The sequence below is a fragment of the Guyparkeria sp. WRN-7 genome (assembly GCF_001641825.1).
In the GTDB taxonomy this organism is placed as follows: domain Bacteria; phylum Pseudomonadota; class Gammaproteobacteria; order Halothiobacillales; family Halothiobacillaceae; genus Guyparkeria.
Genome location: NZ_LRFH01000016.1, coordinates 312279 through 325751, shown reverse-complemented (window position 1 = coordinate 325751; position 13473 = coordinate 312279). Strand labels below are relative to the sequence as shown.

10 protein-coding genes and 3 pseudogenes are annotated in these 13473 nt (G+C 60.6%); 2 read left to right on the top strand and 11 right to left on the bottom strand.

Features of this window, described 5'->3' with window-relative positions:
• The 11 genes and pseudogenes from AWR35_RS09805 to AWR35_RS11005 all read right to left on the bottom strand — a co-directional run.
• Window positions 1–719: pseudogene (locus AWR35_RS09805) on the bottom strand (polysaccharide biosynthesis protein); the annotation flags it as partial.
• Window positions 720–838: 119 nt separating this feature from the next.
• On the bottom strand, window positions 839–1396 hold the full coding sequence (locus tag AWR35_RS09800) for a sugar transferase (protein WP_058575760.1): 558 nt from the start codon (window positions 1394–1396) through the stop codon (window positions 839–841).
• 19 nt (window positions 1397–1415) lie between these two features.
• Complete coding sequence (locus tag AWR35_RS09795; protein WP_058575759.1) at window positions 1416–2309, bottom strand: sulfotransferase; 894 nt, start codon at window positions 2307–2309, stop codon at window positions 1416–1418.
• 130 nt (window positions 2310–2439) lie between these two features.
• Window positions 2440–3384 (bottom strand): SDR family oxidoreductase, encoded by a 945-nt coding sequence (locus tag AWR35_RS09790; protein ID WP_058575758.1) that lies wholly within the window; start codon window positions 3382–3384, stop codon window positions 2440–2442.
• Window positions 3385–3387: 3 nt separating this feature from the next.
• Window positions 3388–4761 (bottom strand): flippase, encoded by a 1374-nt coding sequence (locus tag AWR35_RS09785; RefSeq protein WP_058575757.1) that lies wholly within the window; start codon window positions 4759–4761, stop codon window positions 3388–3390.
• Window positions 4762–4886: 125 nt separating this feature from the next.
• Complete coding sequence (gene cysQ, locus AWR35_RS09780; protein ID WP_058575756.1) at window positions 4887–5681, bottom strand: 3'(2'),5'-bisphosphate nucleotidase CysQ; 795 nt, start codon at window positions 5679–5681, stop codon at window positions 4887–4889.
• Window positions 5682–5696: 15 nt separating this feature from the next.
• Window positions 5697–7607 carry a sulfate adenylyltransferase subunit CysN gene (gene cysN / locus AWR35_RS09775; RefSeq protein ID WP_058575755.1) on the bottom strand — a complete coding sequence of 637 codons (1911 nt, stop codon included), beginning with the start codon at window positions 7605–7607 and terminating at the stop codon, window positions 5697–5699.
• 88 nt (window positions 7608–7695) lie between these two features.
• On the bottom strand, window positions 7696–7965 hold the full coding sequence (locus tag AWR35_RS10685) for a four helix bundle protein (RefSeq protein ID WP_348769654.1): 270 nt from the start codon (window positions 7963–7965) through the stop codon (window positions 7696–7698).
• Window positions 7946–8044, bottom strand: a pseudogene (locus tag AWR35_RS11010) (four helix bundle protein); the annotation flags it as partial. The gene AWR35_RS10685 and the pseudogene AWR35_RS11010, both read right to left, overlap by 20 nt.
• Before the next feature lie 102 nt (window positions 8045–8146).
• The gene (gene cysD, locus AWR35_RS10945; RefSeq protein WP_282096955.1) at window positions 8147–9061 is read right to left on the bottom strand and encodes a sulfate adenylyltransferase subunit CysD; all 915 of its coding nucleotides are present in this window, start codon (window positions 9059–9061) and stop codon (window positions 8147–8149) included.
• Between the two features lie 630 nt (window positions 9062–9691).
• A pseudogene (locus tag AWR35_RS11005) lies at window positions 9692–9847 on the bottom strand (helix-turn-helix domain-containing protein); the annotation flags it as partial.
• Window positions 9848–10015: 168 nt separating this feature from the next.
• Between AWR35_RS11005 and AWR35_RS09765 the strand changes: the two are divergent.
• Both AWR35_RS09765 and AWR35_RS10810 read left to right on the top strand, forming a co-directional pair.
• Complete coding sequence (locus tag AWR35_RS09765; protein ID WP_058575753.1) at window positions 10016–11746, top strand: SLC13 family permease; 1731 nt, start codon at window positions 10016–10018, stop codon at window positions 11744–11746.
• 23 nt (window positions 11747–11769) lie between these two features.
• Window positions 11770–13473 carry a hypothetical protein gene (locus AWR35_RS10810; RefSeq protein WP_156413985.1) on the top strand — a complete coding sequence of 568 codons (1704 nt, stop codon included), beginning with the start codon at window positions 11770–11772 and terminating at the stop codon, window positions 13471–13473.

Here is a 13473-nt window from a genome sequence, read left to right as displayed (position 1 = left end):
TGGAAGGGAAGCGGCTCGAGCCGGGCCAGGATCGCCCGGCGAGCCGACGCCGATGCCGACGGAATCGACAGCAGGATCGACTCGACACCGAGGCGTTGCAGGCGCGGGGTCAGATCACGGATGTCCGGTGACAGCACCCGCAGGCCGTTGATCTCCCTGCCCTGCAGGTCAGCCGCGTCGTCGAGGAACGCGACCGGTTCGTAGTCGGGGCCCTGGTGCAACATTTCGGCGACCTGGCGACCGCCTGCGCCGGCTCCGTATACCGCGACCCGCTCGCGTTTCCCCCGGGCGGGTATCACGCCCAACAAACGCCGGGCCGCGAATCGTGACCCGGCGACCAGAAGGAACAGCACCAATCCGTAGATGATGAAGGTCGAGCGCGGCAGCCCGGCCTGCGGATAGAGGAACATGATCGCCAGCAGGATGCCGGTCGAGGTGAGCACGCCGATGCCGATCTGCTCGATGGCGCGCCAGCCGAGATAGCGCATTACCGCGCGGTATAGGCCCAGCTTGACGAATACGGGCACGGTGAAAAACGCTAGGCCGATGAACACCAGCGCTGCGCGGTTGATGTCCGTGAAGAGCTCGCCATAGCGGAGCGACAGCGCCGCCCAGAGCGCGAACGGGATCAGGCCGAGATCCAGGGCGAGCATCAATCCGCGCTTATAGACGGACGGCAGGTCGCGAAGAAAGTGCTTGATGCGTGCGATGAAAGGCACTGATGGTCTTCCGTGCTGGTAATTGTATGGAAGGCGGCGAGTCCCCAACGCGCCAAAGGTTCATAGTCTGCCATCTCAGACGGCGGCGCGCCCTCTTTACGGCCGGGCTCTACACGGGATCAGGAGGACGGACGCACCCGGTCGCCCGCGCCCTTGCCGGTCACGGTCAGAAAGAGGTAGCGGAAATAGTCACGCAACGTAAGGCTGCGAATCATCTCCTGATCCAGTTCGGCCAGTCGCTCGGGATCCGACATATCGACACCCTGGACCTGCGCAAGCCCGGTTATTCCGGGCCGCACTGCAAAAACGCCCCGCGCATCCCTTGCTGCGATCAGTTCCTCCTGGACAGGCAGACACGGGCGCGGCCCGACCAGACTCATCTCCCCCTTCAGCACGTTCCATAGCTGGGGCAGCTCGTCGAGCTTGGTATGGCGAAGAAACCGTCCGAAGCGCGTGATGGCTTCGGCATCGGTCAGGTGGGTGGCCCGGGAAGCTGTCCCCGGTTTCATGGTGCGGAACTTGACCAGGGTGAACGGCCGACGGTGCCGCCCTACCCGCTCCTGTCGGAAGATCGGCGAACCGGTATCGAGCCAGCCCACGATCACCAAGACGAGCAACACGGGCAGGCCGACGACAAGCCCGATCAAAGCCAGCACCACATCGAGAAATCGCGTCAAGTCATTATCTCCGGGAATACTACGAATTTTCGTCGCGCAAACCGCCGCCGCGAGCCGATGCCAAGGAGTAACCGCACGCAGCGAGCACGTCCGCCTTTGACCTGGCGAATGCCACCAGTTCGGGATCCGCCGCGTATGCAAACGCCCGGCCGGCATTGACTCCACGACACGCCTTCTCGACGGCTTCCGGCTCGGCAGCCAGCCCGCAGAAATCCGCGAGCTTCCGCAGTGACGTTTCCGGAGCGGCCAACAAGCTCTCGTAACGCACACGGACGATCCGGTCTGCGGGTACTTTGTCGGCAAGGCGATCAACCTCGGCCTGATACTCCTGCCAGAGTGAAAAGGCGCCATCCAGCGTGGCGCATCGCGCGGACTCCATGAAGCCTCCACGTTTGGGCCGGATCCACGTCAGGTACTTGTACCGACGATATTTCCCACGCGCCCGGACTTCACTGTGCGCCTCTCTGGTGACGAGACTTTGCGCCACGTCCACGCCGTGACGCTCGATACACACCACCTTTGCCCGGGGAAACAGCCGCAACCATAGCGGCAACGTGAACGTATTGCGGGGATCCTTCCAACCCCAGGGGTGGCGATGGTTCATGATGCTGCGGTTGAGCAGATACCCCCGAACCCCCAGAAAATCGATCGCGCGCGGGCTGGCCATCATGAACCGGACGTAGTCCTCGATCAGCTCCATCGCCTGTTCGTGCTGCCACAGCTCCCCGATCTGGCCTGGATTGTCCCAGCGTGAGCCGCACTGGGCCAGCAACCACGAGTTCAGCGCCTGAAAGAAGATCGCCTCGTTGTTCTCGTCCTTTCCCTTACCGACGAACAGACCCAACTCTTCCAAAAGACGCCCAACCAGGCTGGTCCCCGACCGGTGCATCCCGACGAATATCACCGGATCCATATCAAGCGCTCCGCAATGAACGGTGGCCGACAACCGGCCGATGCGAGTTCGTGTCCGTGTGTTTCATCGAGACTCTCTCCACATTCTTGACCCGGACATACGCGCCCGGCCTCGCTGCCCCTTCTGCGGATCACCTGACCGGGCCCATCCGGGACAGCTCATCAGCCATCGTGACGGCCGGACGCCATCCCAGACGGGAGCGGCTCTCGATCACATCCACCTGTAGTGAGTCGCACAACCGCCGGGCAACCGCTCGCTTGCCCAGCAGCGTGGCGATCAAGCGGAGCAGGAATGCCGGCACCGGAATCAGTCGCGCCGGACGCCCAACGGCTTGCCCCAGACGCTGTAGCAGCTCGGTGGTCGAGACATCGTCATCGTCGGAGACCATCCACACCCGGTTGACCGCCGCCGGGTGATGCAGGCAAGTCAGCAGAAAATCGACCAGGTTTGCCAACCCGACCAGACTGCGACGATTGCGGATCGCACCAAGCGGCAAGGGAATCCCCTTTGCCGCCCAGCGCCGCATCATTTCGAAATTGCCACCAACGCCAGGACCATACACGAGGGGCGAGCGCACAATCACCACCTCCATTCCGGTTTCCCGCGCCAATTCAAGCAGACCGGTCTCGGCCTCGAGTTTCGATCGGCCATACGCGTCTTCGGGAGCAGGCGAGTCATTCGGCGTGAAAGGCTTGCCGACCGGAGAGGATTCGCCATTCACCTTGACCGAGCTGAGGAACACGAAACGCCGCACACCGGCATCAGAAGCGGCTTTTGCCAGCCTCAGCGTCCCGTCGACGTTTACCTGGCGATAGGCCGCCTCATCCCCGTTCGTCGCCCCGGGCACCCGCGCGGCGCAATGGACCACCGCAGTCACATCGTCCAGCGCCTCGGACCAGTCGGACGATGCATCCTGCAGATCGACGACAACCGGCACCGCACCAGCGGGCACCGATCTCGATTCCATCCGCACGCCAGCACGCGCGCGACGCCCTTGCAGAGACACCAGCCGTTCGGTCAGCGCCCGACCGACAAATCCGCTAGCTCCCGTGACCAGCACGGTCTCCTCATGCATTGTTCATCTCCTTTGCATCCCCAGTGCCGAGCTCTCGAGGCCGAGACGGCGATGCACCACGCGCCACAGAATGAGGTTCCAGACGACCAGACTGGACGTGCTCGCGATGGCCGCCCCCACCATGCCGAACGAAGGAATGAGGGCCAGGTTCAGAACGACATTCAGTATCGCGCCGAGAGCGACTCCACGGGTCACGTCCCGCTCGTGCCCGGTCATGTTGAGGAGCACGGCCACCGAGCCCACCAGCGCGTTCACTAACTGGCCGCCGGCCAGAATCACAAGCGGCCAGTAACCGCCAACGAAATCCTGACCGAATACCCAGCCGATCAACTCCCGACCGAAGGCGACGAAGACCAGAACGGCAGGCAGGGCCAGCAGAACCACGGCCTGAGCGCTACGCGTAATCAATCGCTGCAAGGTCGCCATGTCGCCCTGCGCGTGAAGCCGTGCAAAATGCGGAGCGACCACCATATTCACCGCCGCCAGGCCGAACGCGACCAGCGTGGCGCCATGGACGACGACCCGGTATATGCCAACTTCTTCCGTCGACCCCATGACACCCAACATGAGGATGTCGACGTGCTGGTTGATCAGGTTTACACCTTCGGTCAAGGCCAGCGGCAGGGTCGCGGCAAGCCAGGCGCGTTGCTGCATGCTCGTCTCGCCCGGCCGTTGCAATGGACCCGGCCGGTACCGCCTTACCAGCCAGGACCCGGTGATGAACGCGGCTAGCAAGGCAATGGCATTGAACAGGATCGCAGCGACCGGCGAGATCTCCACCACCGGCCAGAGCCACCACAAACCACCCAAGAGACCGATAAAGACCAGCGGGCGCACGAGCAGTTCGGGCATCTGTCCCGAGAGCACGTGACGAAGCCCGCGCAACTGAGCACCGCGCAGCGCCGCAATACCCATCAGAGGGACGAGGACCAATCCAACAAGGAACACGTCACGTTGTTCGGCCACCAACTGACTGTGGCCGGTCAACCCGATCAGCACGACGCCCGTGATCAGGACAATCACGATCGAAGTCAGCGCGAGCAGGCGCAGCGACCAGCGCCACAACCCTCGAATCATGGGCCAGTCACCAGCCGATTGGGCTCGCGCCGTCTCGCGCACCAGCAGGTTCGGCATGCCGAACCTTGCCGGCAGCGCCAACACCGTCATGACGGTGAGGACGAACGAGTAGACGCCAAATCCGGCCGGCCCGAGGGCTCGGGCAAGAATCACGGCAATCGCCAGCGACAGGGCGAGCCCGAATAGCCGCAACCCCATCGTGCCGAGCCCGCCACGCAGGAGCTGCGCGCGAAGGCCTTCACCCTTCAAACTGGCAAGGCCGGCGTGGAAAAGTCCGGGGCGATGGCGGGGGTCAGACAAGAAACGATCCTGGCCAGAAGCGAGCCGTTCAGTATAGGGGAGACGCGAGGCGCTGCCAGCCGCCGTTCACCATCACGGAGAGGTTCGACGTGCGTCGCTCAATGCCGCGCTCCGAAGGCTGAACGTCAGCAGCCGACGTCGACCCAATCGCGACCGCTGCGGCCGTGCGCGATGAAGTACGGGTTTAGTACCTCGTCGGGGCGGTCGTAGCGGAGACGACTTCCCTCGCAGGTAATCACCCGACCACCGGCCTGCTCGACGACCGCCTGGGCGGCGCCGGTATCCCAAAGGCTGGTCGGCCCCAGACGTGGGTAGACATCCGCCTCGCCCTCGGCGACCAGGCAGAGCTTGAGCGAGCTGCCCATCGGCACCATCTCGTGGTCACCCAACCTGGCCAGCCAGTCGGCCATGCCGCCGCTGGCGTGCGACCGGCTGCCCACCACACGCCAAGCCGCCTCTCGCTCACCGGCCACCTGGATCGGCTGCGCCTGTTGCGAAGCCAAACGTTTCCAGGCGCCGATACCGTCAGCGGCATAGTAGAGCGCCTCGATGGCCGGGGCGTACACGACCCCGAGGACGGGGCCGGCCCCTTCGATCAGAGCGATGTTGACGGTGAACTCGCCATTCTTCTTGACGAATTCCTTGGTGCCGTCCAGCGGGTCGACCAGCCAGTACCGACCCGCGGCATCGGGCCCCGGGAACCCTTGCGTGTCTTCTTCCGAGAGGACGGGAATGCCCTCGAGCAGCGAAGCAAGGCGGTCGCTGATCAGGTCGTGCGCGGCCTGATCGGCCTCGGTCAGCGGACTCTTGTCCGCCTTTTCCTCGACCGAGAAATCCCTCTCGTAGATTGCCATGATGGCGTCGCCCGCCTCTTCGGCGATGGCCACCACCTCGTCCAGCAATGCCTGATCAATCGTCATGTCCGTCTCCTTGCCTCAGACGGCGGGAATCATGCCGCGTTCGACGAGCAATTCGAGGATCCGATCCGCCGCCTCTTCGGCCGACAAATCCGCCGCTTCGAGACGAAGATCCGGGTTTTCCGGCGCCTCGTAGGCCGAATCGATACCGGTGAAGTTCTTGAGCTCGCCGCGGCGGGCCTTCTTGTACAGCCCCTTGGGATCACGCTCCTCGGCCACCTCGAGCGGGGTATCGACGAAGATCTCGATGAACTCCCCCTCCTCGAGCATGCCGCGAGCCATCTCGCGCTCGGAACGGAACGGCGAGATGAACGAGGTCAGCACGATCAGGCCGGCGTCGACCATCAGCTTCGCCACCTCGGCCACGCGACGGATGTTCTCAACCCGGTCGGCGTCGGTGAAGCCAAGATCCCGGTTCAGCCCGTGGCGGACGTTGTCGCCGTCGAGCAGATAGGTGTGTTGTCCGGCGGCGGCAAGCTTCTTCTCCAGCGCATTGGCGATGGTCGACTTGCCGGCCCCGGAAAGCCCGGTGAACCAAAGCACGCCCGGTTGCTGGGCCTTGAGCTCGGCGCGGCGTGCCTTATCGACGTCGACGTGCTGCCGGTGGATGTTCTGGCTGCGCCGCAGGGCAAAGTGGAGCATGCCGGCGCCGACGGTGTTGTTGCTCATCCGGTCGATGAGGATGAAACCACCGGTGTCCTGGTTCTCGGTGTACGGATCGAAGGCGATCGGCCGATTGACGGACAGCGTGCACACGCCGATACCGTTCAGGCCCAGTTGCTTGGCCGCCGTGTGCTCGAGCGTGTTGACGTTCACCTCGTACTTGATGTCGGTGACCGTCGCGCTGACCGTCTGGGTGCCGATCTTCATGACATAGGGGCGCCCCGGGTACAGCGGCTCGTCGTGCATCCAGACCAGTGAGGTCTCGAACTGGTCGGCCACCTGGGCGGGATCGTCGTTGGTCGAGATGATATCGCCGCGGGAAATGTCGATCTCGTCCTTGGTGGTCAGCGTGATCGACTGGCCAGCCACGGCCTGGTCGAGGTCGCCGTCGAAGGTCACGAGGCGCTCAACGCGACTGGTCTGGCCGGACGGCAGCACGCGGATCTCGTCGCCGGGACGGATGACGCCGCTGGCGATGGTGCCGGAGAAGCCACGGAAATCGAGATTGGGTCGGTTGACCCACTGGACCGGCAGACGGAATGGCTTGCGCTGCAGGCGGTCGTCGTCGACCTCGACCGTCTCGAGAAAGCCCATCAGCGTGGTGCCGTGATACCACGGCATGTGCTCGCCGTGGTCGATGATGTTGTCGCCTTTGAGCGCCGACATGGGAATGAAGGTGACCTCCTCGAGGCCGATCTCGTTCGCAAACGCGCGGTAGTCGGCGACGATGTCGTCAAACACTTTCTGCGAGTAGTCGACCAGGTCCATCTTGTTGATGGCGACAACCACGTGGCGGATGCCGATCAGGTGCATCAGGAAGCTGTGGCGGCGCGTCTGGGTGAGCACGCCCTGACGGGCGTCGACCATCAGGATGGCGGCATCGGCGGTCGACGCGCCGGTGACCATGTTGCGGGTGTACTGCTCGTGTCCCGGCGTGTCCGCCACGATGAACTTGCGCTTGTCGGTGGAGAAGAAGCGGTAGGCGACATCGATCGTGATGCCCTGCTCCCGCTCGGCGGCCAGCCCGTCGACCAGCAGCGCGAAATCCATCTCGCCGCCCTGCGTGCCGTACTTCTTCGAATCCGCCTCGACGGCAGCCAACTGGTCCTCGAACAGCAGCTTCGACTCGTAAAGCAGCCGGCCGATCAGAGTGCTCTTGCCGTCATCCACGCTGCCGCAAGTGATGAACCGGAGCAGCCCCTTGTTCTCGTGAGATTTGAGGTAAGCGGCAATGTCGGTGGCGATTAGGTCGGATTGGTGTGACATGGGGTTCGTCCGGCAAACAGTTGCTATGAATTTGGTTTTTAGAAGTCAGAGATCAGAAGTCAGATGACAGAGGGTGCCCGTGGGCCACTCAGTCATATTCCGGTTGGCGCTGGATGAGGCCGGCAATCATTGCGCTTATTTCGCGTGTTTCTCTCGTCCATGCCTGCCCAGTGGGCTTGTCGAGGTAGCCAATTTCCATGCCGATCAAGATCTGAGTACGCAGCTCCGCACAGGAGCCCTTGGCGACATAAAGGAATTTGACTCGATCTTTCGATCGTTGGACGAGACATACCCTCGGCAATATTGCTCGGTACCGAAAGGCCTGAACGCGTGATCTGGTCGCGGAATCCAAAATCACGCAGCCCTTTTAGCGCCATGTACAAATCCGCCGACAATCGCGCTGACCGCTTCCACACATCCAACCGCTCGAAATCCATTTCGTCGTCTCCCAGTCAGCTTCCCTCTGACATCTTTGCTCTGATCTCTGACCTCTTATTAATCTCTGACCTCTGAGGCTATTTCTGCTCCGCGTACGCGGATCAGAAATAGCCTTCCTGCTTCTTCTTCTCCATCGAGGCGGCCGAATCGTGATCGATCACGCGGCCTTGGCGCTCCGAGGTGTTGGTCAACAGCATCTCCTGGATGATGTCGGTGAGCGTGTCGGCCTCGGACTCGATGGCACCGGTCAGCGGATAGCAGCCCAGCGTGCGGAAGCGGACCTTCTTCATCATCGGCACCTCGCCCTCGTTCAAGGGCATACGGTCGTCGTCGACCATGATCAACGTGCCGTCACGCTCGACGACCGGACGCTCCGCGGAATAATAAAGCGGCACGATGGGAATGTTCTCGAGGTAGATGTACTGCCAGATATCCAGCTCGGTCCAGTTGGACAGCGGGAACACTCGGATCGACTCTCCCTTGTGCTTACGGGCGTTGTAGAGCTTCCACAACTCCGGGCGCTGGTTCTTGGGATCCCAGCGGTGCTGGGCAGTGCGGAACGAGAACACCCGCTCCTTAGCGCGCGACTTCTCCTCGTCGCGGCGCGCCCCGCCAAAGGCGGCGTCGAAACCGTACTTGTCCAACGCCTGCTTCAACCCTTCCGTTTTCGTGATTTCGGTGTGGAGTGCCGAACCATGCGTGAAGGGGTTGATGTCCTTTTCGATCGCTTCCGGATTGACGTGGACCAGGAGGTCCATGCCCACTTCCTCGGCCATCCTGTCGCGGAACTCGTACATCGCCCGGAACTTCCAGCGGGTGTCGATGTGCATCAGCGGAAACGGCGGCGGCCCCGGAGCGAATGCCTTGCGCGCCAGGTGCAGCATTACCGCCGAGTCCTTGCCGATCGAGTACAGCATCACGGGGTTCTCGGTCTCGGCCACCACCTCACGCATGATGTGGATGCTCTCGGCCTCGAGGCGTTGCAGATGAGTCAACGTCGTCATGTCTTTCCCCAACGATTTACCTTGCTCGCGCAGACCGCCACTCGGCGCGCCTAGCGCGGTTGTGATTTTGTCGCGCCGCCTTCTGGGCTGCGCCAACTCGACGGTTTCACGGTTACGCTCGCGCCATTCGGCGATGGATGCCGACCAATTGAGCGCGAGACCGTCAATCCAGATACCCAACGGCGACGGGAACCTTGCCTTCAGCCAATCAAATATCGCAATCAGCCGCGCGGCATCGAATGGCTCCCGCGAGCAGACGAACCAGCGTTTGCTTCGTGGCCCCGATACCGTCAGGCGATAGCCATCCCTGTCCTCGCCAAGCGGCAACTGACCCACGCGGATCTCAAGACTCTGCCCGCCACGCTTCCGAAGCTGCTCCACCCAACGTGATCCGGGGCGACGCGATGGCACAGATGCCACGCCGAGCCACTCACCCAGCCAGCGCCGCAGCGCCCGTTCAGACACTTCCAGCCCTTCCGAGTCGGCGAGCCAGGCGCGCACTCGTGGCACGTCCCACAGTGGTGTAGAAGCATCCGCCCCTGCCATCAGCCGCTCCGACAACCGTTGCTCGGCCGCCGGCGGCATCGTACGGCCCTGACCGCTGCGCCGCCCGCGTGGCCGAACGTCGACGCCCCGCCAGCCGCCTGCGCGGAACGCCTTGAAGGCGGCACTCACCGTGGGCGCGCTCAGCCCACAGCGACGCACCGTCTCCTCGACCGTACAGCCATCAAGACGCAGGCGCACGGCCTCGCGACGACGTCGATTGAGCTCATTGGGCGCTAAATGTTTAATCCCCACGACGGCACGCAGGTCACTGTTTTAAATTGCCTTTCCACGTCACCGCACCACCAAAATACGACGCGATTATTGGACAGTCTATTAGACCCCTGAGTAACATGCCAACGGAGACAATGAACGCGCTGCCATCGGCTAGATGCCGAACGCGCCCGGAACCAAGGAAATCACATGCAGGCCTGGGCCGTACTCCTCAGCTTGGTCGTCCTGCTCGCCGTGCTCGCGCACGGTCGGGTCAAGCCCGCACTCGCATTCACGACACTGGCTGCCGCACTCGTACTCACCGGCGTGATCGACAGCGAGGCGATGCTGACCAACTACGCCAACCCAACCTTAATCACCCTGGTTCTTTTGCTGCTCGTGTCCGTGGCGTTGGAGCGCTCACACTTTCTTGACGTGGTGTCCGAGCGCCTCCTCACCGGCTCCGAGCGTTTTGCCGTCCTCAAGCTGATGGGCGCTTCCGCGTTGATGTCGGCGTTCCTCAACAACACGGCCGTGGTCGCCGCTTTCCTCGGGGCGATCTCCAGGCAACGCCGCTTCGCCCCATCGCGACTGCTGATCCCGCTGTCTTACGCCTCCATTCTCGGCGGCGTCACCACGCTGGTCGGCACCTCGACCAACCTCGTGGTGAGCTCGTTTGCCGTCAACGCCGGACTGCCTCCCCTAGCCATGTTCCAGTTCGCCTGGGTCGGTGTGCCAGTTGCTCTAATTTCCCTACTTGTCCTGTGGTGGAGCTCACGCTGGCTTCCTCACAATGACGCGGAAGATCGAGATGCGCGCCTCGCCTACTTTCTTGCCGCGGAGGTCGATCCAACATCGCCGATGAACGGCCGGACCATCGAAGAAAACCAACTGCGCAACCTCGAAGGCCTGTACCTGCTCGAAATCGAACGTGAAGGCCGCCTGATTACGCCGGTGGGGCCCGGTGAGGTCATCGAACCGCGTGACGTGCTCATCTTTACAGGCGAGGTGGAAAAGGTTCAGGCGCTGCAGCGTTTCCCGGGCCTCACTCTTTTCGGCAACCGGGCCGATGACATCCTGGCGACCAACCTGGTCGAAGTGGTCATCGCCAACGAGTCCGAACTCGCGAACAAGACCCTGCAGGAGGTCGACTTCCGCGCCATGTTCAATGCCGGCGTGGTGGGCATACGGCGGGGCGAGAAACGACTGACCGGTCAGCTCGGTCGGATTCCACTACGCGTGGGGGACTGCCTGCTGCTGGCCACCGGCTCCGACTTCACGCAGCTACGCAACATCGACCGCAACTTCCACCTGCTTAGCGGCGGATTCAAGCAAGCCAAGCTCACACCTCGCGAGAGCACAGTCACCCTGGCGGGCTTCCTCGGGGTGATCGCGATGGCAGCGGGCGGCGTTATGCCACTCTTTCATGGATTGCTTGTCCTACTGGGCGCCCTGCTCGCCTTCCGCATCCTGCGGCCCGGAGAGCTTCGCCGGCGCTTTCCATTCGAGCTATTCATGATCATTGGCTCAGCACTCACAGTGGCCGAGGCCATGGAAACCTCCGGAGGCGCTCGGCTCGTCGTAGAGTTCATGCAATGGAGCTTTCATGAACACGGTGTCTATGCTGCATTCATCGGCACTTACCTGCTCACATTGGTCTTGACCGAGACTGTCACCAACAATGCCGCAGCAGCGCTCGCATTTCCGCTGGCCTGGTCAACCGCTCAAGCGTTCGGCGTAGATCCGATGCCGTTCATCATGGCGGTCGCGTTCGGCGCCAGTGCCTGTTTTCTTATTCCATACGGCTACCAAACGCACCTGATGGTATATTCACCTGGCCGCTACCGGATGACTGATTATATAAAATCCGGGATCCCCCTAACCTTGACCTACTCTACGATCGTCATCGCACTGACTCCGTTAATCTTTCCATTCCAATAACAAGATCTCACACCATAGGCAAAATGAAAGCCAATTCAAAATTCTGGGTCATTGGCCTCGGCCAGAAGTTTTTTTGTGTGGCCCCATATCGGACCATGCTCGTTCTGGCGGCATCTCTCGTTTCACAAGCAAGCCTGCTCCTCGCATTCTTATTACCTTTAAAAATCGTCATGCTACTCGGATCTGAAAGCGTACCGGACTACATGCCACCCCCCCTTGTTTCAATGGGAATAAATACTCTTATAATAGCTCTGAGCGGCCTTGCATTATTTTTCTACATCACCCACCTACTGGCAAACCGAATTACAGAAAAAGCCTCACGAAGCGGATCAGAGAAGCTGATAAAAGCAAGCCAGAAGATTATTCTTTTCGAGAATCAGGACACAATTGCTTTTGCTGCCTACAAGAGATACGTAGAAGCACTGTCCGGGCTTACATTCTCGACATTAGCCCTTCTTGTTCTCGCCCCAACATACCAAGGTGTTGCATTAACAACGCTAATCTTCTTAGTCGGCGCGATCGGCATCGCCAAAGTCGTGACAACGCTCAAGCCGAGAACACATCAGACACTAATAGAAAAGGCACCGTCATATGCCAACGCAATAACCGCCACTGGATTTCTTGCGGTGTTCGTCTTTATTGTGATTGATTTCATCGCCCTCACCCCACCAAATTTTCTCATCGCGATCATCGCAATCATCCTCAGCCGACAGCTAATGACTCAAACCGCACTTGTGTTGCGGAACATGGCCTTTCTAGTCCAGCAAAAACAAAAGATCACTGCGCTATTTTTTCACGACACGCAGCTTGATGAGCAACCTCACACGGCCGACGCCAGTGTGTGGCACTTGCTTGAAGACAACACGTTAGCCAGCTGGATCGACTATCTGAAAGAACGATTAAGACCCAATACGCTCGACAGCGACTACGATACCAATTGGGTCCAGACGAACGTGCCCAATGTAATGGGGATCGAGGTACACTGGCGCCTTTTTGGCTTTTCAATACTCATCAAGGTATTCGAGAAGAATCGCACTGCATCCGCAACTCACGAAACCACTCTTCTCCTCGATAGGCCAAACAACATTCCCGCGCCGCCACTATTACTAGCTGAAAAGAAGGATGGATTTTCTTATCTGGTTTTTGACATAACTGGATATAGGCCAGCACACCTCATCCCCCACCTAAAAGCGCAAAAGGAAATAACAAAGCAGCTTCTCTTCACTGAGCCAAGCCCGGATATGGAAAAAAGGTATCGGCGCTCTAGGAAGATGCTATGGGAAAAGCTCGACAGATCATTTTTCTCTAGGTTAAATCTTATCGCTGACGATAAGCAGCAATCAGACCTCACCACACTCAGATCTAACCTAACGAGAGTTCAGGAAACGCTACGCAAACACGCTCTACAGATCCACACCTCGATTCCCTCGCCCCCAGGAAGCGGGCTTTTCTATCGCTCACATGACGAACGATTAGTGCTCGCCCACTGGGCGCATTGGAAAGCAGAGCCACAAGGATCTGGCTGGCCGGTAAAATCGGCAACGGACTTGGAAGACTTAGGAGAATTAATAAAGGCGGGTTATACAGCCACCAACAGCAAAAATGTGGAAGCGACAGTAACCAGTTGCAAAATCGCGGCATGCACAAACGCAATGATTCGAGAATACGAGCAGCAGCGCTACCAGTCTTCTTTTGTTTTCCTGCGATTACTCATCGAACTGATTTAA